Annotated in this window: 22 protein-coding genes, 1 other RNA gene, 1 pseudogene and 1 other annotated feature; of the genes and pseudogenes, 4 read left to right on the top strand and 20 right to left on the bottom strand. The window is 42.7% G+C overall.

The annotated features are described in order from the left end of the window. Positions 1-65: 65 nt before the first annotated feature. The 3 genes from mnmA to cymR all read right to left on the bottom strand — a co-directional run bounded on the left by mnmA (position 66) and on the right by cymR (position 2,968). Entirely contained in the window at positions 66-1,199 is a 1,134-nt protein-coding gene (gene mnmA, locus EV207_RS01215) for a tRNA 2-thiouridine(34) synthase MnmA (RefSeq protein ID WP_132742787.1), read from the bottom strand. Positions 1,200-1,380: 181 nt separating this feature from the next. Then, positions 1,381-2,523, bottom strand: coding sequence for a cysteine desulfurase family protein (locus EV207_RS01210; protein ID WP_132742785.1), 1,143 nt, complete (start codon positions 2,521-2,523; stop codon positions 1,381-1,383). A gap of 22 nt (positions 2,524-2,545) precedes the next feature. Then, positions 2,546-2,968, bottom strand: coding sequence for a cysteine metabolism transcriptional regulator CymR (gene cymR / locus EV207_RS01205; protein WP_132742783.1), 423 nt, complete (start codon positions 2,966-2,968; stop codon positions 2,546-2,548). Between the two features lie 275 nt (positions 2,969-3,243). On the opposite strand from cymR, the gene EV207_RS01200 reads away from it, so the two are divergent. Both EV207_RS01200 and EV207_RS01195 read left to right on the top strand, forming a co-directional pair. After that, on the top strand, positions 3,244-4,581 hold the full coding sequence (locus EV207_RS01200; RefSeq protein WP_132742781.1) for an AAA family ATPase: 1,338 nt from the start codon (positions 3,244-3,246) through the stop codon (positions 4,579-4,581). Between the two features lie 113 nt (positions 4,582-4,694). Then, a complete protein-coding gene (locus tag EV207_RS01195) occupies positions 4,695-5,393 on the top strand; it encodes an RsfA family transcriptional regulator (protein ID WP_132742779.1) in 699 nt (232 codons plus the stop codon). A gap of 67 nt (positions 5,394-5,460) precedes the next feature. Here the strand turns inward: EV207_RS01195 and ssrS are convergent. From ssrS to EV207_RS01145, 11 genes and pseudogenes are all read right to left on the bottom strand, one after another. Next, positions 5,461-5,642, bottom strand: a non-coding RNA gene (gene ssrS / locus EV207_RS01190) — 6S RNA. Positions 5,643-5,762: 120 nt separating this feature from the next. Beyond that, positions 5,763-7,550, bottom strand: coding sequence for an aspartate--tRNA ligase (gene aspS / locus EV207_RS01185; protein ID WP_132742777.1), 1,788 nt, complete (start codon positions 7,548-7,550; stop codon positions 5,763-5,765). A 12-nt stretch (positions 7,551-7,562) separates the two neighbouring features. Next, entirely contained in the window at positions 7,563-8,825 is a 1,263-nt protein-coding gene (gene hisS, locus EV207_RS01180) for a histidine--tRNA ligase (protein WP_132742775.1), read from the bottom strand. A gap of 57 nt (positions 8,826-8,882) precedes the next feature. Next, positions 8,883-9,124 (bottom strand) — a binding site (T-box leader). 61 nt (positions 9,125-9,185) lie between these two features. Beyond that, complete coding sequence (locus EV207_RS22910) at positions 9,186-9,341, bottom strand: hypothetical protein (protein WP_165886798.1); 156 nt, start codon at positions 9,339-9,341, stop codon at positions 9,186-9,188. A gap of 61 nt (positions 9,342-9,402) precedes the next feature. Beyond that, a complete protein-coding gene (gene dtd, locus EV207_RS01175; protein WP_132742773.1) occupies positions 9,403-9,846 on the bottom strand; it encodes a D-aminoacyl-tRNA deacylase in 444 nt (147 codons plus the stop codon). Between the two features lie 22 nt (positions 9,847-9,868). Beyond that, entirely contained in the window at positions 9,869-12,043 is a 2,175-nt protein-coding gene (locus tag EV207_RS01170) for a RelA/SpoT family protein (protein WP_132742771.1), read from the bottom strand. Positions 12,044-12,225: 182 nt separating this feature from the next. Then, positions 12,226-12,738, bottom strand: coding sequence for an adenine phosphoribosyltransferase (locus EV207_RS01165; RefSeq protein WP_132742769.1), 513 nt, complete (start codon positions 12,736-12,738; stop codon positions 12,226-12,228). Next, complete coding sequence (recJ, locus tag EV207_RS01160; protein ID WP_132742768.1) at positions 12,739-15,093, bottom strand: single-stranded-DNA-specific exonuclease RecJ; 2,355 nt, start codon at positions 15,091-15,093, stop codon at positions 12,739-12,741. It lies immediately after the preceding gene. Between the two features lie 101 nt (positions 15,094-15,194). Further along, positions 15,195-15,530, bottom strand: a complete 336-nt coding sequence (locus EV207_RS01155) for a LapA family protein (protein ID WP_132742766.1) — start codon at positions 15,528-15,530, stop codon at positions 15,195-15,197. Positions 15,531-15,802: 272 nt separating this feature from the next. Next, positions 15,803-18,017, bottom strand: a pseudogene (gene secDF, locus EV207_RS01150) (protein translocase subunit SecDF). A gap of 80 nt (positions 18,018-18,097) precedes the next feature. Continuing rightward, positions 18,098-18,382 carry a post-transcriptional regulator gene (locus tag EV207_RS01145; protein WP_132742764.1) on the bottom strand — a complete coding sequence of 95 codons (285 nt, stop codon included), beginning with the start codon at positions 18,380-18,382 and terminating at the stop codon, positions 18,098-18,100. A gap of 154 nt (positions 18,383-18,536) precedes the next feature. Between EV207_RS01145 and spoVB the strand changes: the two genes are divergently transcribed. After that, a complete protein-coding gene (gene spoVB, locus EV207_RS01140; RefSeq protein WP_132742762.1) occupies positions 18,537-20,090 on the top strand; it encodes a stage V sporulation protein B in 1,554 nt (517 codons plus the stop codon). A 116-nt stretch (positions 20,091-20,206) separates the two neighbouring features. Here spoVB and EV207_RS01135 read toward each other — a convergent pair whose 3' ends face one another. Next, on the bottom strand, positions 20,207-20,866 hold the full coding sequence (locus tag EV207_RS01135; protein ID WP_341539790.1) for a DUF421 domain-containing protein: 660 nt from the start codon (positions 20,864-20,866) through the stop codon (positions 20,207-20,209). Positions 20,867-21,030: 164 nt separating this feature from the next. Here EV207_RS01135 and EV207_RS01130 point away from each other — a divergent pair, with 164 nt between their 5' ends. Beyond that, positions 21,031-21,408 (top strand): TIGR04086 family membrane protein, encoded by a 378-nt coding sequence (locus EV207_RS01130; protein WP_132742758.1) that lies wholly within the window; start codon positions 21,031-21,033, stop codon positions 21,406-21,408. 55 nt (positions 21,409-21,463) lie between these two features. On the opposite strand, the gene yajC is transcribed toward EV207_RS01130, so the two are convergent. From yajC to ruvB, 5 genes are read right to left on the bottom strand one after another with little or no spacing between them, the layout of a single operon-like run. Beyond that, positions 21,464-21,748 carry a preprotein translocase subunit YajC gene (gene yajC / locus EV207_RS01125; protein WP_132742756.1) on the bottom strand — a complete coding sequence of 95 codons (285 nt, stop codon included), beginning with the start codon at positions 21,746-21,748 and terminating at the stop codon, positions 21,464-21,466. A 21-nt stretch (positions 21,749-21,769) separates the two neighbouring features. Next, positions 21,770-22,909, bottom strand: coding sequence for a tRNA guanosine(34) transglycosylase Tgt (gene tgt / locus EV207_RS01120; protein WP_132742754.1), 1,140 nt, complete (start codon positions 22,907-22,909; stop codon positions 21,770-21,772). A gap of 4 nt (positions 22,910-22,913) precedes the next feature. Further along, entirely contained in the window at positions 22,914-23,951 is a 1,038-nt protein-coding gene (gene queA / locus EV207_RS01115; protein WP_132742753.1) for a tRNA preQ1(34) S-adenosylmethionine ribosyltransferase-isomerase QueA, read from the bottom strand. Positions 23,952-23,971: 20 nt separating this feature from the next. Next, complete coding sequence (locus tag EV207_RS01110) at positions 23,972-24,172, bottom strand: DUF2905 domain-containing protein (RefSeq protein ID WP_132742752.1); 201 nt, start codon at positions 24,170-24,172, stop codon at positions 23,972-23,974. Then, a complete protein-coding gene (gene ruvB / locus EV207_RS01105) occupies positions 24,165-25,172 on the bottom strand; it encodes a Holliday junction branch migration DNA helicase RuvB (RefSeq protein ID WP_132742751.1) in 1,008 nt (335 codons plus the stop codon). Before ruvB ends, EV207_RS01110 begins: the two co-directional genes overlap by 8 nt. Between the last annotated feature and the right edge of the window lie 14 nt (positions 25,173-25,186).

The following is a 25,186-nucleotide window of genomic DNA, read 5'->3' as shown; positions in this document are numbered from 1 at the left end:
TCAGGGTCTCATCCAGTTTTCCAGAAGCCTAATATTCTATAATTTCGAAGAAAAAGACTCAAACCTCATGAAAGGGTTGAGTCTACAAAATCGAGATGCGGTTTCGCTTCTTGATTTAGAATGGTATCAATCGTCCCGCCGCCGAGGCAGACGTCGCCATCATAAAAAACAACAGATTGACCTGGTGTAATGGCTCGTTCGGGCTCATTGAAAATCACTTTAACGCAATCAGCCGATTCAATAAAGACTTTAACTGGACGATCTTCTTGACGGTAACGGAATTTAGCAGTGCAAGAAAATACCTTTTCCTCAGGCACTCCGTTGATCCAGTTCACTGACTCGGCCATTAACCCTTCCGAATAGAGGGCTTTATTATGAAATCCCGCCGCAACATAAAGTATATTTTTTTTAAGGTCCCTGCCGCAAACAAACCACGGGCCGCCTGGACCGCCAATACCGAGTCCCTGTCGCTGACCATTAGTATAGTACATCAGGCCGTCATGATACCCCTTAAGTTCTCCGTCAATTGTCCTGATTTCGCCCTTCTTGGCGGGAAGATAATGCTTGAGAAATTCTTTGAAATCCCTTTCGCCAATAAAACAAATACCCGTACTGTCTTTTTTTGATGCGGTTGCCAGATGATGTTCTTTGGCAATGTCACGCACCTCGGGTTTGGACAATTCCCCTAACGGAAACATCGTCTTAGCTAGTTGGGTCTCGGATAATTGATTTAGAAAATAAGTCTGATCTTTGTTACGATCGACACCCCTAAGCATTTGAACGTTATTGTCTTCCCCATTAACTCTAGCATAGTGCCCTGTGGCAACATAATCTGCCCCAAGTGTCATAGCGTGATCAAGGAAGGCTTTGAACTTAATTTCTTTGTTGCACATCACATCTGGGTTAGGTGTCCGTCCAGCCTTATATTCCTCTAAGAAGTAGCTGAACACCTTATCCCAATATTCTTTTTCAAAATTGACAGCATAATACGGGATGCCTATTTGGCTCGCTACTTTGGCTACATCCTCATAATCCTCCGTTGCCGTGCAAACCCCGTTTTCATCTGTATCATCCCAGTTTTTCATAAAGATGCCGACAACATCATAGCCTTGTTGCTTAAGAAGCAGGGCCGTAACAGAGGAATCAACGCCTCCCGACATGCCGACAACAACCCTGGTTTCACCCGGTGATTTTGTCACCGTCGTCCACCACCTTTACAAGTTAATAAGAAAGTATAAACTTTCTTACGCACATAAGTGCAACTACGCCTCTGGCTTCGCCAATCGGCGAGTTTTCTTTAGTTAATCAGAAAGTATAACTTTCTGACGCACATAAGTGCAACTACGCCTCTGGCTTCGCCAATCGGCGAGTTTTCTTTATCTATTGTTTCATCCGTTTAACCGTTTTGGCAATAATAGCTGCAGCCTTTTGGATGGCTTCAGTTGATAAACCATAACCAAAACTGATCCTGACCGAAGCCTTTGCCCGCTCTGATTCTTTTCCATACATCGCCGTTAAGACATGTGAGGGTTCAATGGACCCAGCTGTACAGGCCGAACCGCTGGATACTGCCACCCCAGCCAAATCCAAGTTAACCAGTAACGCCTCCACATTTGTTCCAGGAAAATAGAGATTTAATATATGTGGCAGAAAATGGTCGGGGTCACCGTTTATTTTATATTCGATATCGTTTTTTTCAAGTGTATTTAACAAAATCTTGCGATATGCAAAATAAGTATCCATGCGTGGAAGAATACTTTCGGCCGATATTTCCGCAGCTTTTTGCAAACCGACAATTCCGGGAACATTCTGAGTCCCTGGCCGACGCTTTCTCTCCTGCTCACCGCCGTACGAATAAGGGGAAATAGGGACCCCTTCACGGACATATAAGAGACCGGCACCCTTTGGCCCGTTAATCTTATGAGCCGTTAGTGAGAGCAAATCAATGGGCGCTTCTCTTACATCGATGTCTATTGTTCCAAACGCTTGCACCGCATCGGTATGAAACAGCGCCTGGTGCGGCCTAAGTAAATGAGCGATTTCTCTTATAGGCTGCAGTGTACCCACCTCGTTATTGCCATAGACCAGTGTGACAAGAATTGTATCGTCACGGAGCGCCTGCTGGATATCATTTAAATCAAGTCTCCCGTTACTGTTCACATCCAGATATGTCACCTCAAAACCTTGTTCTTCAAGGTTTTGGCATGTATGCAGAACAGCATGATGTTCTATTTTCGATGTAATGATATGTTTACCCTTTTCCTGATTGGCTAAGGCCGCGCCAATAATAGCCATATTATCAGCCTCGGTCCCTCCGCTTGTAAAGACAATATTTTTCCCTTCCGTTCCAATTTGCCTCCCAAGCGCATCTCTCGCTTCATCAATCACTTTTCTCGCTTCACGTCCGAATTGATGAATGCTTGAAGGGTTGCCGAAGATCTTTTGATAGACATCGACCATTTCTTCAAGAACTTCAGGATGAACAGGGGTTGTCGCAGCATGGTCTAAATAAATTGCTTCCAAATCCGACACTTCCTTTTGAACATTATATATAGAACATATACGGATCCTGTACTTGGTGATCATGGTCAAAGTGTATCAAATCATCAAGCGTTGTGTTTTCCAATACATCCTTTACTGCATCTCTTATTTTTAACCAGAGCTCTCTTTTGGCCGGATCATCATCATCCATCACCTCTACAGGACGGATCGGCCCTTCCAGAACCCTTATAATGTCAGCAGCGGTAATGTCTCTTGTCCCCTTGGCTAGGACATACCCGCCATAGGCACCCCTTATGCTTTTCACAAGCCCCGCATTTCGGAGCGGAGCGATAAGCTGCTCTAAATAGTGTTCTGATAGCTCATGGTCACTGGCTATAGACTTTAATGAAAGCGGACCTTTGCCGTCGTTTTTACCTAAGGCCATCATGATGGTCAGTCCATATCGCCCTTTTGTGGAAATTTTCACATCCAACACCTCTTCCCACTAGTATTGACTAATTTATAGTATACCGGCAAAAATTTGCCTACATGTGTTCCGTTTTATCGTTAATTATTTGATAAAATTGATCTGATGGCTATCAACTTTAAGTTAAAACGTTCACAAATCTAACCTATTATAGCATGAAATCCCTCATTCTTGCATTTCCAATGACTCTGTAGTATTTTTCTCCAAGAACCATCATTCATTACAAAGTCATTTTATTATTGGTGTGTTACCGATTAACAGAAAGGACGATAGAGATGGATCTGTTCGATTTTTCACCTGATCAAGATAAACAATCTCACAGGAAGCCGCTGGCCAATAGAATGAGGCCAAGGACACTGGAAGAATTCATCGGTCAAGATCATATTGTTGGGGAAGGCCGCCTGCTTAGGCGAGCTATTAAGGCTGATAAATTAACGCCAATGATCTTTTTTGGACCGCCTGGAACAGGAAAAACGACATTAGCTCAAATTATCGCTAATACAACATCAGCACACTTTCAGCAGCTTAACGCGGTCACTTCAGGTGTCGGGGATATAAGACATGTGATTTCAGACGCAAAGGAACGGCTAAAATATGATGAACAAAAGACTGTTCTTTTTATTGATGAAATTCATCGTTTTAATAAAAGCCAACAGGATGCGCTTCTGCCGTCAGTTGAAGACGGCACAATCATTTTAATCGGTGCAACAACGGAAAGCCCAATGTTTGAAATTAATCCGGCACTGCTTTCCCGGTCCCGGCTATTCCGCTTTTCGCCGTTAACAGACGATGATGTAGCCACCATGTTAACTCAGGCACTAAAAGACAAAGAAAGGGGCTATGGCTCTCATCCGATTAAAATCGATGATGATGCGATAGAGCATCTTGTCCATGTCGCAAATGGCGACGGCAGAACGGCATTGCACGCTCTTGAACTTGCTGTTTTAACAACGGATCCTGACAACAGCGGCGCCATTCACATCGATGTAACTGTTGCGGAAGAGTCAATCCAGGAAAGAGTGCTGCAATATGATAAAACGGGTGATAACCATTATGATACCGTTTCCGCCTTCATTAAAAGCATGCGGGGCTCTGATCCTGATGCGACATTATTTTGGCTGGCGAAAATGATAACAGCGGGCGAGGATCCTAAATTCATAGCCAGAAGAATTTATGTCCATGCTGCAGAGGATGTCGGTCTTGCCGATCCCAATGCATTGCTTATTGCCCAATCCGCGGCTTATGCCGTAGACTATATTGGGTTCCCTGAAGCAAGAATTCCTCTTGCGGAAGCGGCATTGTACATTGCCACCGCACCCAAAAGCAACGCGGTTGTGACAGGAATCGATCAAGCCATGGCAGCTGTTAAAAAGGAAAAAACAGGGCAGGTGCCGATTCATCTCCGTGATGCGCATTATAAAGGCGCAAAGAGTCTTGGACATGGAAAAGGGTATAAATATCCCCACGATTTCGATGACGGTTATGTCCCGCAGAGTTATCTGCCTGATCACCTTGTGTCCCGCCAATTTTATAGACCAGTCGAGAGAGGCTATGAAAAGGCTATCCAAAAGCGGCTAGATTACTTTATTAGGAGAAAAAAAGAGGAACAATAAATGATTCTAGTAACTTTTTTCCCCGTTCCATAGAAAAATAACGTTGGGCACGTATAATTCAGGTTCCTTTTGTCAATGATTTCTACCAAAGAAAATTTTAAGGAGAGGTCACCATGACAAAAGTAAGACAAGATGCCTGGTCTCATGAAGATGATCTATTATTAGCAGAAACAGTCCTAAGACATATTCGGGAAGGCAGCACACAGCTCGTCGCTTTTGAAGAAGTCGGCGATAAATTAAACCGAACCGGAGCCGCCTGTGGTTTTCGCTGGAATGCGATTGTCCGGAGAAAATATGAACAAGCGATAGAGATCGCCAAAAAGCAAAGGAAGCAAAGGAAGCGGGCTGAACAACAAGAACGCAGCCAGACTTGGCAAACTGCCTCCGCGAAGCCTTTCATTCACCCTGAATCAGCTGGGGGGGGCCATGACACGCTCGAGCACGATGAGATGAATGACGCTGTAATGCCTATGTACGAAGAAGCTGTTAATGACAGCCGCCCGTTAACCATGAATGCTGTCATACATTTTCTAGAAAACTTACAAATGAATGATAGATCAAGCCAGCGGTTAGCTAAAGAAAACAACTTATTGCAGGAACAAAACAAACATCTTGAAGCAAAAGTTACTGAACTTGAAAAACAGTTAGAAAAGCTGGAGGAAAAGCATCACACCATTGAGGAAGATTATCAATCACTGATTAGCATCATGGACCGGGCAAGACGTATGGTAATTTTTCAAGATCAAGAGGAGTCAGCAAGCCCTGCCTTCAAGATGGACAAGAATGGTAACTTAGAGAAAATTGCGAAATAAAAAAGACGGCAAATCGCCGTCTTTTATTTATATTTATATTTGTATTTATCATCGCTTAAAATAGAATGAGAGTCCCAACTGTGCCGTATAAAAACCCTAGTTTTGAAACCCGCTCCCAGCAGGTGGGTGCCCTGTTCCATCTTTTGTACGTCCTTCATAGAGGCATGCACTCCGGATGGAAACAACAAGCTCCCGATCAAAAAATGTTCGGTCAAAACATTTGGTTCATTACGTACACTTTAGGACTCTCAATTACTGTATCTGTATCATAGCATAAGATTTTATATTCCGCAAGATCATAAGCTGTCCAATTATTAACGTTTTTCAGATAAGTAGAGGGATACACGGGACAACCCGTGTCATTTTGCTCTATATATCCGCCTTGACTTCCTTTAGACCTGCAGTCGACTTTAATTGAAGTTCTTCTAACTGGCGATCACTGACGGCGCTTGGTGCCTTCGTTAACAAACATGATGCGCTCGCTGTTTTTGGGAATGCAATCGTATCACGAAGGTTAGATCTGCCTGCAAGGATCATAACAAGCCGGTCAAGCCCCAGTGCCACTCCGCCATGCGGCGGTGTGCCATATTCGAAAGCCTCCAGTAAAAATCCGAATTGTTCTTCAGCCTCTTCTTTAGAAAACCCTAGTGCTTTAAACATCTTTTCCTGAACGTCTCTTTGATAGATACGCGCTGACCCTCCGCCAAGTTCATAACCGTTAAGAACAAGATCATAGGCTTGTGCCCGGACCTCACCCGGTGCCATTTCAAGCTTCTTAAGGTCTTCTGCCATAGGCATAGTAAAAGGATGATGTTCGGCTACATAGCGCCCTGCCTCTTCATCATAGGAGAGCAGTGGAAATTCCGTTACCCACAGGAAATTTAGCGCCTCTTCGTTAATTAGCCCAAGCTCTTTACCTAATTTTAAGCGGAGCGCCCCGAGACTGTCGGCCACAACTTTGGGTGAATCAGCACAAAATAATAGTAAATCACCGTCCTTAGCACCCATTTTTTCGATGATGGCGGCAGACACTTCTTCTTCAAGAAATTTTGCAATCGGCCCTTTTAGACCTTCACCTTCAACCTTTAACCATGCCAAGCCCTTTGCACCATATGTGGAGATAAATGCAGCCAAATCATCAATCATTTTTCTTGAATATTTCGCTGCTTGGCCTTCCACATTCAAAGCCTTGACTTGACCGCTGTTTTCTATAGCCTGCTTGAAGACTTTAAACCCGCAGCCCTTTACTGCTGTGGATAGATCAATCAATTCCATACCGAACCTTGTATCAGGTTTGTCACTGCCATAACGCCCCATCGCTTCTGCATAGGTCATGCGTTGGAAAGGCTTTTCAACAGATTTTCCTTTTATCTCAGCAACAAGCTCTGTCATCATTTTTTCAATCATGGCGATGAACGGCTCCTGTTCAAAAAAGGACATTTCAATATCCACTTGAGTAAATTCAGGCTGACGGTCGGCTCGCAAGTCCTCGTCCCTAAAACAACGGACAATCTGATAATATTTCTCCATACCGGCAACCATTAACAGTTGCTTAAAGATCTGCGGTGATTGTGGAAGCGCGTAGAATTCACCCGGGTGGACGCGGCTAGGCACCAAGTAATCCCGCGCACCTTCAGGCGTGCTTTTCGTAAGCATTGGTGTCTCGATTTCTAAGAATGCTTCATCATCAAGAAAATCACGAAGTTTTTTTGTGATCTTATGACGCATTTTAAATGTTTCAAGCATTTCTGGTCGCCTTAGATCCAAATAACGATACCTTAACCGGACATCCTCTGCTGTATCCGGCTGATCTTTAATAGCAAAAGGTGGGTTTTTGGCTTTATTTAAAATGGCAACCTCTTTTGCGGCGATTTCAATTCGTCCTGTTGCCATTTTGTCGTTAACCGATGATTTGTCCCTCAGAATAACATCACCTGTCAGCTCGATAACAAATTCGCTCCGAATCTTGTCAGCGATATCCATCGCTTGCTTAGATCCCTCAGGGTTGAATACAACCTGGACGATGCCTGAACGATCTCTGAGATCAATAAAGATCAATCCGCCTAGATCTCTTCTTTTTTGGACCCAACCGGCTAGTTTAACGGTTTTACCGACTTGTTCTTCTGTTAATTCCCCACAATGTGCTGTGCGATACATGAGATTCACCCCTTATATATGTTGTCCGATATAGGCGGAAAGCTCTTCAAGTTTAACTTCTTTCTGCTCTCCTGATGTCATATTTTTAACATTAATGATTTGCTTATCAAGTTCTTCTTCGCCTAGAACGGCGACAAATGTGGCATTTAACCTGTCCGCCTGCTTAAATTGTCCTTTCACCTTGCGATCCATATAATCCATGTCGGCCGTTATGCCTGCTTTTCTGAGATTATATAAAATGGCAGGCGTCTTTTCTTTTGCTTTATCACCAATCGCAGCTATAAAGCAATGAACACCTTTGTTAACAGGCAAGCTAACCTTCTCAGCCTCAAGTGCGAGCAAAAGCCTTTCAATACTTAACGCAAAACCAATGCCAGTTGACTCCGGACCGCCGAGCTCCTTAACAAGTCCATTGTAACGGCCGCCACCGGTTAAAGTTGTAATAGCACCGAATCCCCCGCCCATGATTTCAAATGTTGTGTGATTATAATAATCCAACCCTCTGACTAGATTCGGATCGAGCTCGTAGGAGATGTCCATATTATCAAGCAAATTCTTAACCTTATCAAAGTAATCCCTTGACTCTTCGTTAAGAAAATCGACAATGGAAGGTGCCGTTTCCATTAGCGGATGGCCGCTGTCAACCTTGCAGTCAAGGATCCGAAGCGGATTCTTTTCTAGACGGTTCTGGCAGTCTGAGCAAAATTCATTTATAGACGGCTCAAAATGTGCAATCAATTCATTTCGGTGGACTTCTCTGCTTTCCGGATCCCCAAGGCTATTCAAAACAAGCTTCAAGTTCTTAAGCCCAAGGTCCTGATAAAATGTCATAGCAAGCGCGATCACTTCCGCATCAATGGCGGGGTCAGCGCTGCCGATGGCCTCGACGCCAAATTGAGTGAATTGACGGGTCCGACCAGCTTGTGGCCGTTCATAACGGAACATTGGGCCAATATAATATAGTTTGGCCGGCTGATCAGGCAAACCATAGAGCTTATTTTCCACAAAAGACCGAACAACAGAAGCAGTTCCTTCAGGACGTAACGTTAAGCTCCTTCCGCCTCTGTCTTCGAAGGTGTACATTTCCTTTTGTACGATGTCTGTCGTATCACCGACTCCCCTTTGAAATAAATCGGTTGATTCAAACATCGGCGTCCGAATTTCGTCGTAATTATAAAGCTTGCATATACGTTTGGCTGCATCTTCAATCACATGCCATACTGCAACATCCTTTGGCAAAATATCCTGTGTCCCCCGTGGGATTTGAACGCTCATAAATTACCCTCCTTTTTAAAACAAACAAAAAGTCCCCTGCTCATCATCACATGATGAACAAGGGACGTGATTACTTAAAATCCGTGGTGCCACCCTAATTCGAAGCTCACATACGCTTCCTTAATTAAGCTGCAGTTAACGCCTGCCAACGTTCTCCCCTACTCTATCCAAAAATATTTCGGAGAGACACCTCCTGAAGTGTCCTTCATTAGCGCTATGCGGAAAATACTCTCAGCCTTAGATATTTCCTCTCTTAACACACGCTGTAGCTAACTACTTTTCTTCGTCACTGGTTTCTCGTAAATAATTATTATTTTCCTATCATACGGATTAGAAAAAAATTTGTCAATACTTTTTTCATTAACGGGTAAATTTCCTTTTAATCGCTGTAACATTTTCCCGCTCTTGCCTCATTGGATCTAAGGCTTCTTCACCTGATTCCATTAAGAGTGCCGCTTCTTTTTCAGCGTGCTGCTTATGATAAGTTCTAGCCAGATGTGTTGGGCTTAACCTCATAGAAAACGATCCCTTCTTTTTCCCTAGGATCGCCTAATGCCTCACAAAATAAACATATTTTTTACCCCTTGCTTTCAACGATGATGGTGACTGGTCCGTCATTCGTGAATGACACGTCCATCATTGCGCCGAAGATCCCGGTCTCAACCGTCAGCCCTTTCTCCGCAAGAAGCTGATTGAAAGCCTCGTAAAGAGCTTTGGCCTGTTCCGGTCTCGCAGCTTCGGTGAAGCTGGGACGACGGCCTTTGCTGACATCACCATATAACGTGAATTGGGATACTGATAAAATGTGACCCTCAACATCAATAACAGAATCATTCATTTTGCCGTCCGCATCCTCAAAAATTCTTAGACCGGCGATTTTGTCAGCGACATATTTTAAATCTTGTTCGTTATCATCGTGTTTAAAGCCAACAAGAAGCATCAAGCCGTGTTCAATTTGGCCAACAATTGTTTTCTCAACGGAAACCGAAGCATTCTTCGCTCGCTGTACGACAACTCTCATGTTATCTCCCCTTTATACTTCCTTATTGCATCACGCGTTTAACAGCATAAATATCAGGGATCTTCTTGATTCGTTCAACGACCCGCTTAAGGTGGCTGATATTATTTATTGATATCGTCATTTGAATATGAGCAACTTTGTTCTTGTCTCCTCTTCCGGAGGCAGCATTAATCATTGTATGTGTTTCAGCCACAGACTGAAGGACATCGTTTAGCAGACCGCTCCGGTCAAAACCAGTAATCTCTATGTCTACATTGTATTGCTTAGACTTTTCGGTATCATTTTCCCATTCCACCTCAAGAAGCCGCTGATCAGCATTTTCATGGGCTATATTTGGACAATCCGTGCGGTGAATTGAAACGCCCCGCCCCTTAGTAATATAGCCAATAATGTCATCACCGGGCACCGGATTACAGCATTTTGACAGACGGATTAAAAGATTGTCAACACCCTTTACCCTTACGCCTGAATCTGCCCTCCTTTTGGATGTATAGCTTTTGACATCGGGGAAGGATTTCAGAATTTCCTCGGCACTTTCCTCCTGCTCTTTTCGTGCCTTTTCCGTTAAGCGCGTGACAACCTGCTTTGTGGTAATGCCGTTGTATCCAACCGCTGCATAGATTTCTTCCTCGGACGTAAAATTGTATTTGTTTGCAACGTTTGAGATGTTTTCTTCAGTTAATATTTCCTTTGGATCATAGCCTTGTGCTTTAAGTTCTTTCTCAATGGACTCACGGCCCTTAATAACATTTTCCTCACGGCGCTGTTTCTTGTACCATTGACGAATTTTGTTTTTTGCCGCTGAGCTCTGGGTGATTTTAAGCCAATCCTGGCTTGGACCATATGAATGCTTGGATGTCAGCATTTCAATGATATCACCTGTTTTTAATTTATAATCCAATGTCACCATTTTACCGTTTACTTTAGCTCCGACGGTCTGATTACCGATTTCTGTATGAATACGGTAAGCAAAGTCGATCGGCACTGAGCCTGCCGGCAATTCAATGACATCACCTTTTGGTGTAAAAACAAACACCATGTCGGAAAATAAATCAACCTTTAATGACTCCATAAATTCTTTGGCATCTTCAGCATCATTTTGCCATTCAAGGATTTCACGGAACCATGCGAGCTTGTCTTCAAATTTATTATTATACCCCTTACTTTTGCCTTCCTTGTAAGCCCAGTGCGCGGCAATACCGTATTCTGCCACCTTATGCATCTCTTCTGTACGAATCTGAACTTCCAGTGGATCACCTTTTGGGCCAATGACCGTCGTATGAAGTGATTGATACATGTTGGCCTTTGGCATAGCGATATAGTCTTTGAAGCGGCCTGGCATTGGTTTCCAATGTGTATGAATAATGCCTAAAACAGCATAACAATCTTTAATGCTCTTAACTATTATTCTCACTGCAAGCAGATCATAAATTTGATTAAATTGTTTGTGTTGATATTCCATTTTCCGATATATACTATAGATATGTTTGGGCCTGCCTGATATTTCCGCCTCAATATTGACTTCTTTTACCCGTTCAGTTATCTCGTCTGTGACTTCAGATATATATTCCTCACGCTCATTGCGCTTTCGTTTCATTAAATTAACAATTTTATAATACTGTTGAGGATTTAAATAGCGCAGCGCAATATCCTCCAGCTCCCATTTAATAGCGGAAATCCCGAGTCTATTGGCCAAAGGAGCAAAAATCTCCAATGTTTCATTTGCTTTTTGCACTTGTTTCTCTGCAGACATATATTTCAGTGTCCTCATATTGTGCAGCCTGTCGGCAAGCTTAATTAAGACACAGCGAAGGTCCTGAGCCATGGCTACAAACATCTTCCGGTGATTCTCCGCCTGCTGATCTTCTTTGGATTTAAATTCAAAGCGCCGAAGCTTTGTTACACCATCAACTAGCAACGCCACTTCACCGCCGAACTTTTCTCTAATATCATCAAGAGACACAGATGTGTCTTCAACGACATCATGTAACAGTCCGCTGATAATCGTCGTCGGATCCATTTCCAAATCTGCAAGGATGCAAGCAACCTCCACCGGATGCATTATATAAGGATCTCCTGATTTACGATATTGGCCATCATGCGCCTTTTTGGCAAAATTATAGGCCCGTTCAACATTATTCACTTGTTCAGGGCTAAGGTAGGATCCCGCCTTGGCCAATAAATCTTCTATAGTCATATACCCATCACCTTATAAGGAAACTCATAAACATTATGATATGATTTCTTCTATTATCAAAGAAATTGCAGTTAATGTAAAGCAAAGTAAGAAAAATGTCGAAAATTGGTCCCAATCACCATTTGTCTATTCTTTTTCAATTAAACAAAGAGCGCTCAGTTTAACGAGCACTCCGGGATCCATTAGTATTGCATCAATGTGAAGATATCATAATTTTTCAACTTCTCTCTGCCTTTAAGATTAGTTAATTCAATCATAAAGACGAGACCGACAACAACACCGCCCAACTGTTCTACCAGATCAATAGTCGCTTCAATTGTTCCGCCTGTTGCCAATAAATCATCGGTTATGACAACCTTTTGACCAGGTTTAATAGCATCCTTATGCAGAGTCAGGACATCTTTTCCATATTCTTTGCCATAATCGACTTTAACAACCTCACGAGGCAGCTTCCCTTGTTTTCTAACAGGAACAAAACCCAAATCAAGCGCATAAGCAACCGGGCAGCCAACTACAAAGCCTCTAGCCTCAGGTCCGACAATCACATCGGCATTCTTTTGTCTTGTATAGACAGCAATGTCCTCAATAGCTGCCTTATACGCTTCACCATTTTGCATCAATGGTGTAATATCTTTAAAAACGATGCCTTCTTTTGGAAAGTTTTCAACAATGCTTATATATTCTTTATAATTCATTTACGTGCAAGCCTCCTCAGGGCGCTCTCCGTCAACCAGCTTTCGATCCAGCCATGTTTTTAACGATTGATAGGAGGAGTAACATAATATATCTTCTAATTCCATTTTTTCCTGCTTTTTCTGGTATGCTTTAGAAGCCGTCAATGGCTGTTTCCCTGACTCCTTATTTATCGTCACGACACCATCATCTATTTTAACAAAATCTAAATCAAAAAACACCTCTGCCATAAATTTAATCATATCCGGATGCCAGCCTTTATGCCGTGCAATTTTATTTAGCATCTGCTCAAGGTGAAAGGGCTGCTGCTTATTGATTAAACCATAAAGCCATTTAAAGTGATCTCTAGTAGGAAACGAAGAGAAGTAATTTTCATCATTGTGATGAAAGACAGTATAAATCCTTTCTGGAAATGCGCCATTTTGCAATAACATTTCCAAGTTTGCTTTATGATCAGGTAAATCTAGCAAAATGATATAACTGTTTTCAATTAATGATGGTGTGATGTCTTTAGCATCTTTAACCTCATCCTTCAATTCTTTCAAGCCTAATTGATCCACTGTATCAGATTGAAAAGCAATGATAACCCTCTTGCTTTCAGGAAGCTGTCGGATTCGTTGAATTAACTTTTGTTCATTCCGCAAATCAAACAGTTGCCACCCATTGACGCTAAGGTCGCGAATCATTAATTGTGGTTTTCTAAAACCGTTCCATTCATTTATTGATAATTCACCTACGGCTGAGATGAGGGCATCCGGAGTGATGTGATTATATTTATCACCCATTCGAAACCCAACACCGTCCAGTTTTGCACCATTATTTTCAAAAACAATTTTAATATGATTATTATCTCTGCCTATTTGTTTCATTTGGGAAAAGGCTGTATCCCGTACAACAAACTGGGGTTTAGGATTCGCAACCCCAAATGGTGCCAGCTTGTTTAATGTTTCAATAAGCTCAAGATTAATATTTTCGACGCAGCAATCAACATCGACTGCCGTCACTGGTGTCAGTATGTCCTCCGTCAGGACGTGTTTTGCAAACTCATTGAGTCTTTCCTGAAGCTGCGGTAAATCATCAGCTTTTAAGGTCATGCCCGCGGCCATAGGATGCCCGCCAAAATGAGGGAGGATATCCCGGCAGCTTGACAGCGCCTCGAAAATATCAAATCCTTCGATGCTGCGGGCTGACCCCTTCGCAAGGCCCGTTTCTGAATCAATGGCCAAAATGATTGTTGGTCTATAATACTTTTCCACAATTCGTGATGCTGTTATACCGATCACCCCTGCATGCCAGTCATGCCCGGCTATAACAAACACACTTTGGCCGCTTTTTGATAATGCTTCAGCCATGTCGGAAGCTTCAGCAGTCATTTGATCAACGATGGTTTTTCTTTCACTATTCAAATTATCCAGCATTCCTGCAAGCTCTCCCGCTTCTACTGGATCATCAGAGAGCATTAGGTCAACGGCGGGGCCGGCATGATCCATTCTTCCCGCGGCATTCAGCCTTGGACCAATGCCAAAACCAATGTGATCAGCATCAACAAGACCGTTATCTATGCCGCAAACAGCTGTGAGCGCTTCGATCCCAATATATGACCCCTTGTTAATTTCATTTAACCCCCATGAGGCGATTAAACGGTTCTCATCTATCAACGGCACGAGATCGGAAATTGTGCCGATCGCGGCCAAGCTTAAAAGCTCATGGGGCAATTCCCCACCCTTTAATGCTTGGATAAGTTTAAAAGCCACCCCAACGCCGGCTAATGATTTAAAAGGGTAGTGGCACCCAGGTTTTTTTGGATTAATGATACTGTAAGCTTCCGGTAAAATCGGCGGCGGTTCATGGTGGTCAGTGATGATATAGTCCAGTCCCAATGCCTTGGCATAATCTGCCTCTTCACAGGCGGAAATGCCTGTATCGACAGTAATAACCAAATCTATTCCTTTAGATTTGGCTGCCTCTAAGGCCGGCTTATTTGGGCCATAGCCTTCGGTGAATCGGTTTGGCACATAGTAAGAGACGTCGGCGGCCATAGCCCTTAATGCCCTGACCATAAGAGACGTTGAACTGACGCCGTCAGCATCATAATCGCCGAAAATCAATATTTTTTCATTTCCATTAATGGCACGTTGGATGCGCTCAGCCGTTTCTTTCATCCCATCCATTAACATGGGATCGTGACATGTCCCTTCATTTGTATGTAAAAAATCAGCAGCCTGGTCAACCTCTGTCAAGCCGCGCCCAACAAGCAGGGCCGCAATAATCGGGGAAATGCCGAGTGAACGGGCGAGTATGTCCGCTTTTGATTTATCGATATCTTTGACTTGCCATCTGGAATTTGCCTTAAGCATGTTATCACCTCATATAAAAACAATAATAATTATACATGAGGTTTATTTTTATTTAAACAGCAAATTAACAGCGACACTAGGTATTCGCCTTCAGGCCGCTGTTATTTTTTTCTTGACCGGCGGGATACCTGTGTCTGTTCATTACTTTCCTCTATCTCAAAGTTTTCCGGTATATGTTGGTCAATATTAGGTTCTGAAGACTCATTTTCGTTTTGGGCTTTCTTTAACGCCCGCTGCAGACGATAAATCTTAACCATCCCAATTGATCCGACAAATAAAGCGCCCAAAATAACAGAACTAATGATAACGAGAATCAACGGCCATTCAGCTGTTCCAAACAAATAGTTTACTGAAACAGGATCAACATTAATAACGGAAAAAATCGCGATAATCAAAATAAAAATAAGTGCTAAAATCAATCCCCATTGCCCTTTCATCGGCTCCACCTCTTTTTTAGTTAATCAGAAAGTATAACTTTCTGACGCACATAAGTGCAACTACGCCTCTGGCTTCGCCAATCGGCGAGTTTTCTTTAGTTAATCAGAAAGTATAACTTTCTGACGCACATAAGTGCAACTACGCCTCTGGCTTCGCCAATCGGCGAGTTTTCTTTATGATATTCTGTCTGTTTAGAAATATATTCCCCTAGTTTATTGCAAATAAACAATGAAAAGAGCCAACCCTTTGAAAGAGATTGGCTCAGTAGAAATTAAGTTTGCGGCTGCGCCGCCTTTTTCTTTTGTTTTCTTTTTATATGACCGGCTTTCATAATGGCCCACAGCGGTGAAGCAATAAATATAGATGAGTAGACACCTATTAACAGACCAATGAACAGTGCTATAGTAAAGGTTCTGATTGATTCACTGCCAAAAATCAACAAGGCAATAACCGGAAGCAATACAGTTAAAACGGTATTGATTGAACGTGTGAGCGTCTGACGAATACTGTTATTGGCGATCTCGCTGAATTCCTCGAAAGTCTTAGGCTTTTTCTTTCTGAGTTTCGTATTTTCCCTAATTCTATCAAAGGTTACTATTGTATCATTAATCGAATAACCGACAATTGTTAGCACTGCCGCAATAAAGACAATGTTGACTTCAATTTGCAGCAGACTGAATATCGTAATGATAAAAAAGGCGTCATGCAAGAGCGCAATTATCGCCGTCAGCCCTTGCAGAAACTCAAACCGAATCCACACATAGATGATAATAAAGATCGATGAAATGATCACGGCATAAAAGGCATTTTTAGCCAAATCACGGCCAACTTGGGGAGATACCGTGCTGATATTGACATTATTTTTATCTACGCCTACTGAATCTTTGAAGGCCGTTTTCATTTCTGCAATCTGTTCTTTGTCAAGAACCTCATTCAACCTAATCGTCACGATATCCTTGTTGTTTCCTGAAAGAATCGTTTCTTTAGGTTTGTACCCAAGCTTCTGAACTTGCTGGTCCACCTTTTCTGTTGAGAGGGCATGCGTTCCTTTAATATCAATTCGTGTCCCCTTTGAAAAATCGATGCCAAGATTCATGCCGAAAACAAAGAGGAAGATGATACCAATCACTGTTAATACAGATGAAAAGATAAAAAACTTATTACGGTGTTTGACAAAATCAAAATTTTTAAAGATCACTGATATCACCCTTTTTCACACCAAAGTAACCAGGCTTTTTGTTAAGTGCTTGACTTTGAACCCACAGCCACAGAAAAAGTCTTGCCCCATAGACAGCGGTAATAAAGCTGACAACGATACTGACAATCAGCATGACAGCAAACCCCTTAACAGCGCTTGTTCCATAGACAAACATAACTGCAGCTGCAATGATTGTTGTCAAGTTCGCATCAAAAATCGTTCCGAGCGAACGCCGGTTACCAGCTCTAAAGGCTGATAAGATTGTTTTGCCTGACCTAATCTCTTCCTTAATTCTCTCCAGCGTAATGATATTGGCATCAACCGCCATACCAACCCCTAGAATCAATGCCGCAATACCCGGCAGGGTCAGCACCGCCTTCATGCCGACAAAGACAGCAAGCACAAGGTAAATATAGACAATTAGCGTAAGAATGGCAATGAATCCGCCAAACCGATAGAACAATAACATAAATAAGAAAATCGCTGCAATGCCAATGATTCCGGCGAAAACTGTTTTCTGCATCGCATCTTGACCAAATTGTGCTCCGACAGAAGTCGAATAGATTTCCTTCATCTTGACCGGAAGTGAACCGGCATTAAGTAAATCCTTCAGTGTTGTCGCCCGCTCCATTGTAAATTGGCCTTCGATGACAACGTCTTTCGTGTTAAGGACTTTATTTACACTAGGAGCCGATATATATTTGGGATCCTTTTTCTGTGATTCTTCTTTATAAGAATCACCCTTATTATAGTCAAGCCAAATGACCATAAGATTTTGCCCCGGCGGCATCGAGGAAATTTTCTTAGTCACTTTGGCAAACTTATCGGCGTCCTTAAGCTTCAAGGACACGATTGGCTTGTTAAGATCATTAAAAACAATCTTTGCCTTTCCGGCTTGCAAATCGGAGCCATCGAGCACAACGTTGTCATTAACATCCCGGAAGGTTAGGTTGGCTGTCGTTGACAAAAGCTTCCTTGCTTTTTTTTGATCTTTGACGCCCGGAAGCTGCACCCTTATGCGGTGGCCTTTTTCAATTGAAATTTCCGGTTCGCTGACACCAAGGACATTGATCCTTTTATTGATCGCAGCGACGGCGTTCTTCAGTGTATCATTCGTAACCTTCTGTCCTTCTTTCAGCGGTTTGACTTGATAAAGCACCTCAAATCCGCCTTTTAAATCCAATCCAAGCTTTACGTTATGTATAATGGGCTGAATGGTAAAACCAATAATGACAGCCAGTACAACAAGGATTGCGAAAAAGGATACAATCCGTCCTTTTTTCACCATATGTCATGTTCTCCCTTCTGTAAACCCCACCCTATGTATGTTTATTATAGCTATTTTTGAATTTTTATGTCAATTTGAATTTAATTGAATAAATGACCAATGTTCGTAAGATCAGCGTCTTTAAACATTTCCATTCGAATCCGATTCATATAGTCATTGACTGACAGCGACATAACGAAATTAACAAATTGATTCAACGACAACTCATTTTGTTCTTTTCTCTTAGCCAGGCTTTCGTTAATAAAAAGCCATAGTTCATCTATTGTCAGACGTTTCAGCCCAAAATGATGAAATTCTTCAAGCTTGCTTTGAAGAAAAGGCCCAATATGCTCCCGCCATTTACCGTAACTATTCTCTTGTGACATGTCCACCACTCCCAAGTTCCATCATAGCATATCTTGCTTGATTACAAAATAACTGAAAACATGATCCGGCAACTCCTTGTCATGCTTTGTCCCCTTTTAGGCATATACATGTTATCAATGAAGTTGTAATTCCATATAAAGGGCGTGACAGGTCATGACAAAACAATCCTTTTTAAAAGGTACTTTTATATTAATGGCAGCGGGGATGATCACCAAAATACTTGGCGTAGTTAACAAAATTGTCATTGCCCGAATTATCGGTGATGAGGGAGTCGGGCTGTATATGATGGCTTACCCGACACTGATCTTAACAGTCACGTTAACCCAAATGGGACTGCCGGTTGCAATTTCCAAAATGGTCGCGGAAGCGAGTGCATTGAACGACCGAAATAAAATCAAACGCATTCTCACCGTTTCCTTTATGGTTGTCGGTGTTTTAAGCGTTGTTTTTACAACTGTTATGGTTCTGTTGGCGCCATTACTTTCAAGAACTGTCTTTACCGATGAACGCACATTGTATCCACTCATTGCGATTGCCCCGATTGTGCCGATTGTCGCTGTTTCTTCAGTCCTGCGCGGATACTTTCAAGGACTCAGCAATATGAAGCCTTACGCCTATTCTCAGGTCATTGAGCAGGTTGTCAGGATATCCCTCGTTGCCTTTTTAGCCACATCATTATTGCCTTTAGGCATTGAATACGCGGCAGGGGGAGCAATGATTGCCGGGGTGATTGGCGAGTTCGTTTCATTGATATACATGCTGACAATGTTTAAAGTCAATAAGAAAATTAAAATCCGAAAAGGGTTTTGGAATTATATCAATCGCGGGAGGGAAACCTTCAAACAGCTCATGAATATTGCCCTGCCGACAACCGGAAGCAGGCTGATTGGCTCCCTATCCAATTTTCTTGAACCCATTGTCATAGCTAATAGTCTGACATTGGCGGGGGTATCAACGGCATTAGCTACAAGGCAATACGGTGAACTTGCGGGATATGCGATTCCACTTTTGCTCTTGCCAAGTTTTATTACGCATGCCCTGCATGTCTCACTTGTTCCATCAATTAGTGAAGCCCATGCAACAAAGCGATTTCAAGTGATCCATTACCGGCTGAATCAGGCGCTGAAAATCGCGATGATCACCGGTGGGATTACCATCGTGATATCGTACATTTTTGCCAAGCCCATCATGACATTGATGTACCATTCTCCTGGATCAGCTGTTTATGTCTATGTGATGGCCCCATTCTTTTTCTTATTTTACTTCCAGGGACCTCTTGCAGCTGTACTCCAGGCCCTGGACCTTGCGAAGGCGGCCATGATTAACAGCTTTATTGGCGCTGCCTTGAAAATCGTTACTATAATCGCACTCGCTTCCCGGCCTGATTTAGGGATCATCGGCGCTGCCTTAGGATTTGTTGTCAGCGTCGTCCTCGTAACGTTATTGCACTTTGCGACTGTCATTAAAACAATTGGTTTTTCCTTAGTTGTAAAGGATTTTCTCAAAGGCGTCATATGCATAATTTTGACCGGTCTCTTTGCTGGTTTTCTTATGAAGAACACACTGCTTGAATGGCCGCTTCTTATTAGAACGGCAAGTCTCATCATCATTGTGCTTGTTTTCTATTTTGTTCTGATTGTCTTATTTAGACTTTTAACTAAAGATGAACTTAGGCATTTTCCGATAATAGGTAAATCGCTTAAATAAAAGATGGGAATACTCTTCCTCCTTATTTGGCGTTTTAGAACCGTGATCGCCAATTGATGATTTATTCTAAACAATAAAAAAACCCACGCCGCTTGTGTCAAATACGCGGCATAGGGTTAAAATTCATCCTTTAAATCTATATAGAATGTGCCATGACTATCTAAAATACAGTAGGATATCTCCTTTATGTCGCGAAACCCTAATTTCCTTAACTCCTGTCTTAACCAAAGGGGTGTTTTATCAATTTTATCCAGGTTCCCCTCCTGAACCTTACCATCTAAAATCAATGGAAATGGCATGTCTTCCTCTTTTTCCTGATCCTTTTGGTTGCCTTGATCTGTTTTTAGAACCGATAAATTCCCAGTTGGTTCTAATACAGCAAATTCGACATCACTGATATTCTTAACATTTTGTTCTCTTAATTGGGTGAGCAGGTCATCAAAATTATAACGTTGTTTCCTCATTTCATGCTCGTCGATTTTCCCTTTTTTAATAATCGTAGCGGGCCGCCCATCGATGATATGGCGTAAGGGATTGCTTTTCAGCGAAACGAAGGCTAATAGCAGCTGGATGACAATGAGTAAACCAATTGGAACAATGCCCATCCAAAGCGGCTTATCCGGGTCTTCTATCGAGACAACTGCAAGTTCGGCAATCATAATCGACACAACAAAATCAACAACGCTCAGCTGACCGATTTCTCTTTTTCCCATAAGGCGAAAGGTCACAAGAATGATGACATACAGAAATATGGTTCTTAAGATAACGGTCGCCAATCCAACATCCCCTTTCATCACTTAGCCACTCTGTTAGTATGAGCAGAAACATAAGGAATCATGAATCAAAAAGATTAGCAATTAACTGTTAAAGACATGTTTTGCTTCTAAAATGGCCAAGCGTGAATAAGCATAATTAAAAAAGGAATATAAGGGGTGTTTTGATGACTAGACGATTATTCACCGCCGCCTGCTACGGTATGATTACTTCTTTTATCATTATTATAATCTCGGCATTAGTTCTTGCCACATTACTTAAGCTAACGACCATTTCCGAGTCATCTGTTAATTTAATGCCAACAATCATTTCGTTTACTGCATTGTTCATCGGCGGGCTTATCGCAGGTGTAAAGATGAAAGAAAAGGGATTGATGATCGGAGCGGTTACCGGCATACTTTATTGCTTTCTTATTTTTGCCGTAAAATTTTTGGGTTTTGACAACTCCGGTTCATCCCAACAATACCTCTTTTACGGTGCTAATATCGTTGTAACGGCACTAGGCGGGGCCATTGGCGTCAACCTCTTTGTGCGGAAATACTAAAAAGCTTGCCAAAGAAAAAGCGCGCCCCATATATAATAAAGGCACGCTTTTCTTTCTATTCTTGTTCTTTCACCTGAGTTTGTTCAACGACATCGCGAATCGCCGCGCGATCAAACGTTAGCTTGGAAGTATGACACTTCATTGTCACCGATTGATCATCAATCGTGTCGACGATACCATGCAGTCCGCCGATCGTTACAATCTTGTCGCCTTTTTTCAAGCTTGACTGCATTTCACGCGTTTTCTTTTGACGCTTTTGCTGAGGTCTGATCAGCAAGAAATAAAAGATAACGAAAAAGATAATAAGTGGTCCAATCGTTGTTAACCAGCTAGATCCCATATACAACCCTCCTTTAAAAAATTAAAAATTTCTGGCATTAGGCTTATTAAAACCATATTGTTCAAAGAAAGCTGCCTTAAAATCAAGCAAACGGTCTTCTTTAATGGCTTGTCGGACTTGCCCCATCAATTTTATCAAAAAATAAAGATTATGGTAAGTTGTAAGCCTAAATCCAAATGTTTCATTCGCTTTGACCAAGTGCCTGATATAAGCTCTTGAATACGTTTGGCAGACATGGCAATCACAAGCCTCATCTAACGGGCCAAAATCCCTGGCATATTTGCTGTTTCTGACAACTAAGCGCCCGGTGCTTGTCATGCATGTCCCATTTCTGGCAATCCGCGTGGGCAAGACACAATCAAACATATCGATGCCACGAATCACGCCATCAATAAGCGAGTCAGGTGAACCAACTCCCATTAAATACCTTGGCTTATTTTGCGGCAATAGCGGTGTTGTGAATTCTAGGACACGATTCATGACGTCCTTCGGCTCACCAACCGACAAGCCGCCGACAGCATAACCCGGAAAATCCAGTGACGTCAGATCAGCTGCTGATTGCTTCCGCAGCGCCTCATATTCTCCCCCTTGTATAATGCCAAATAATGCCTGGCGATCAGGGCTTTTGTTTGAATGAAGGCATCTTTCTGCCCAGCGGCTCGTCCTTTCCACAGAGGCTTTCATATAATCAAATTCGGCTGGGTACGGAGGGCATTCATCGAAGGCCATCATTATATCAGACCCTAACGCATTTTGTATCGCTATCGACTTTTCGGGGCTTAAGAACAGCTTTTCACCGCTGAGATGATTCCGAAAGTGAACCCCTTCCTCAGTGATTTTTCTTAAATCACTAAGACTGAAAACCTGGAAGCCGCCAGAATCGGTCAAGATACCCCGGTCCCAATTCATAAATTGATGAAGGCCGCCAGCTTCTTCAACAATGTCCTCACCGGGACGGAGCCATAAGTGGTAAGTGTTGCTCAAAATAATACCGGCGCCCATCTCTTTCAGTTCTTCAGGACTCATTGTTTTAACTGTTGCCAGTGTTCCAACCGGCATGAACATTGGGGTGTCAAACGATCCATGGGGGGTATGGATTTTGCCCAGCCTGGCACCCGATTGTCCGCATTCCTTTATTAATTCATAGGTCACTGCGCTCATTCTTCTAAATCCTCTCTGTTATTAACATAGCATCCCCAAAGCTGAAGAAGCGGTATTTCTCCTCCACCGCTTGCTTATATGCTGAAAGTAAGAAATCCCTTCCTGCAAAAGCACTGACAAGCATAATCAGCGTTGATTTTGGCAAATGGAAATTTGTTATCATGCCATCGATCGCTTTATATTTATAGCCGGGATAAATAAAGATATCTGTCCAGCCTGATGCTTCTGTCAGCCTGCCATTAGACTTAGCTGCAATGGTTTCCAGAGTGCGAATAACAGTTGTCCCGACAGCAATAACCCGGCCGCCCTCTTCTTTTGTACGATTTAAAAGCTCCGCGGTTCCCTTAGTCATTTGATAAAATTCAGCATGCATCGAATGCTCTTCGATCTTTTCGGCTTTTACAGGGCGAAAAGTGCCGAGCCCTACGTGTAGCGTAATAAAGGCAACAGTGACGCCTTTTGCCTTGAGGGCGTCCAATAGCTCATCTGTAAAATGAAGCCCGGCGGTTGGTGCAGCCGCTGAACCGCGATTTTTGGCAAACACTGTTTGGTAACGGTCCTGATCTTCTAATTGTTCTTTAATATAAGGCGGCAAAGGCATTTTACCCAATTCATCCAATACTTCATGGAATATTCCTTGGTAACGGAATATCATCATCCGCCTGCCCTCGTCCTTTACACCAGTGCACTCCGCCTGCAGTTGCCCTTCACCGAATACAACGGTTGAACCAACCTTTATCCGTTTTGCCGGTTTCACAAGGCATTCCCATTCATCACCAACTGTTTGTTTCAGCAATAAGACCTCAATCTTGGCGCCTGTATCCTCTTTCACACCAAGGAGTCTTGCCGGCAGAACTTTCGTATCATTCAACACAAGACAATCTCCGGGATTAAGGTATTGGGTCAAATCCGTGAAATGGCGATGCTGAACCGTCCCATTTTCAGGGCTTAGAACCATTAGTCTTGAAGCCGTCCGTTCCTTTAATGGGGTTTGGGCTATTAATTCTTCTGGTAAATCAAAATCAAACATTGAAACATCCATTTCTGCAACTCACCTTTTTATTAGCGAAATCGATTAATAATATAAAAAATAAGCGATAAAACAATACTAATCAACAAAGACGTGACAATCGGAAAATAAAACGTTGTGTTTCCTTTTTTTATGAATATATCACCGGGAAGTTTTCCGATAAACTGCCATAATAGCCCGATAAAAAACACAACGATGCCGATAATCATAAACATTTTTCCGAAATCAGACATGTCCTTCCGGCCTTTCAATATTAAAATGCTCATAGACAGCAGCCGTTGCCATACGTCCTCTTGGTGTCCTTTGAATAAAACCAATTTGCAGGAGATAAGGCTCGTAGACATCCTCAATGGTATGTCTCTCCTCCCCTATAGTTGCTGCTATCGTATCCAAACCAACCGGACCGCCGTTAAACTTTTCGATGATTCCTCTTAGCAGCTGATGGTCGATATGGTCGAGTCCGCGTTCATCGACCTGCAATCTCTTCAAAGCTTCTCGGGTCACGATTTGGTTAATCACGCCATCATTTGTAACCTGGGCAAAATCGCGGATACGCCGCAGCAATCGGTTAGCAATTCGCGGTGTGCCCCTGGCTCTCCTGGCAATTTCGTAGGCAGCCTCATCCTCTATCGGTGCACATAATACTTGAGCCGTTCGTTTTACGATAAAGGCGAGCTCTTCCGTTGTATAATATTGCAAACGGCTGACCACACCGAACCGGTCCCTTAACGGGGGTGATAAATAACCTGCCCTGGTTGTTGCTCCAATTAATGTAAATGGCGGCAGGTCAAGTCTGACCGAATGGGCTGTATCGCCTTTCCCAAGAACGATATCAAGGCAAAAATCTTCCATTGCCGGATACAAGACTTCTTCGACATGCCGATTCAGACGATGAATTTCATCAATGAAAAGAACATCACCCGCCTCCAAAGCGGTTAAAACCGCAGCGAGGTCCCCGGGCCTCTCTATTGCCGGTCCAGAAGTTGTACGAATATTAACGCCCATTTCATTGGCAATAATCATCGAAAGTGTAGTCTTGCCAAGTCCAGGCGGGCCGTACAGCAAGACATGATCCAAGGGCTCCTGCCGTTGTTTTGCAGCTTCGATAAAGACACTCAGATTTTCTTTTACCTGTTCTTGGCCAATATATTCGGCCAATTTTTGCGGCCTGATCGATCCTTCCATCACTTCCTCTTCAGGAATCGACTCTCCTGAAACCATGCGTTCTTCCATCGTCAGGCTAACCT

Source organism: Scopulibacillus darangshiensis, assembly GCF_004341035.1.
GTDB lineage: Bacteria > Bacillota > Bacilli > Bacillales > Sporolactobacillaceae > Scopulibacillus > Scopulibacillus darangshiensis.
This window is presented reverse-complemented; position numbering and strand designations above follow the sequence as displayed.

Bases quoted from the DNA above. Each gene is read 5' to 3' on its own strand.
- yajC (WP_132742756.1), bottom strand. From the start codon at position 21,748: ATGGGATCTAGCTGGTTAACAACGATTGGACCACTTATTATCTTTTTC.
- dtd (WP_132742773.1), bottom strand. From the start codon at position 9,846: ATGAGAGTTGTCGTACAGCGAGCGAAGAATGCTTCGGTTTCCGTTGAG.
- tgt (WP_132742754.1), bottom strand. From the start codon at position 22,909: ATGAGCGCAGTGACCTATGAATTAATAAAGGAATGCGGACAATCGGGT.
- EV207_RS01195 (WP_132742779.1), top strand. From the start codon at position 4,695: ATGACAAAAGTAAGACAAGATGCCTGGTCTCATGAAGATGATCTATTA.
- EV207_RS22910 (WP_165886798.1), bottom strand. From the start codon at position 9,341: ATGAGGTTAAGCCCAACACATCTGGCTAGAACTTATCATAAGCAGCAC.
- EV207_RS01110 (WP_132742752.1), bottom strand. From the start codon at position 24,172: ATGTCTGATTTCGGAAAAATGTTTATGATTATCGGCATCGTTGTGTTT.
- hisS (WP_132742775.1), bottom strand. From the start codon at position 8,825: ATGAGCGTTCAAATCCCACGGGGGACACAGGATATTTTGCCAAAGGAT.
- aspS (WP_132742777.1), bottom strand. From the start codon at position 7,550: ATGTATCGCACAGCACATTGTGGGGAATTAACAGAAGAACAAGTCGGT.
- EV207_RS01155 (WP_132742766.1), bottom strand. From the start codon at position 15,530: ATGAAAGGGCAATGGGGATTGATTTTAGCACTTATTTTTATTTTGATT.
- EV207_RS01200 (WP_132742781.1), top strand. From the start codon at position 3,244: ATGGATCTGTTCGATTTTTCACCTGATCAAGATAAACAATCTCACAGG.
- EV207_RS01170 (WP_132742771.1), bottom strand. From the start codon at position 12,043: ATGACTATAGAAGATTTATTGGCCAAGGCGGGATCCTACCTTAGCCCT.
- EV207_RS01130 (WP_132742758.1), top strand. From the start codon at position 21,031: ATGACTAGACGATTATTCACCGCCGCCTGCTACGGTATGATTACTTCT.
- EV207_RS01165 (WP_132742769.1), bottom strand. From the start codon at position 12,738: ATGAATTATAAAGAATATATAAGCATTGTTGAAAACTTTCCAAAAGAA.
- EV207_RS01145 (WP_132742764.1), bottom strand. From the start codon at position 18,382: ATGTCACAAGAGAATAGTTACGGTAAATGGCGGGAGCATATTGGGCCT.
- spoVB (WP_132742762.1), top strand. From the start codon at position 18,537: ATGACAAAACAATCCTTTTTAAAAGGTACTTTTATATTAATGGCAGCG.
- recJ (WP_132742768.1), bottom strand. From the start codon at position 15,093: ATGCTTAAGGCAAATTCCAGATGGCAAGTCAAAGATATCGATAAATCA.
- queA (WP_132742753.1), bottom strand. From the start codon at position 23,951: ATGGATGTTTCAATGTTTGATTTTGATTTACCAGAAGAATTAATAGCC.
- ruvB (WP_132742751.1), bottom strand. From the start codon at position 25,172: ATGGAAGAACGCATGGTTTCAGGAGAGTCGATTCCTGAAGAGGAAGTG.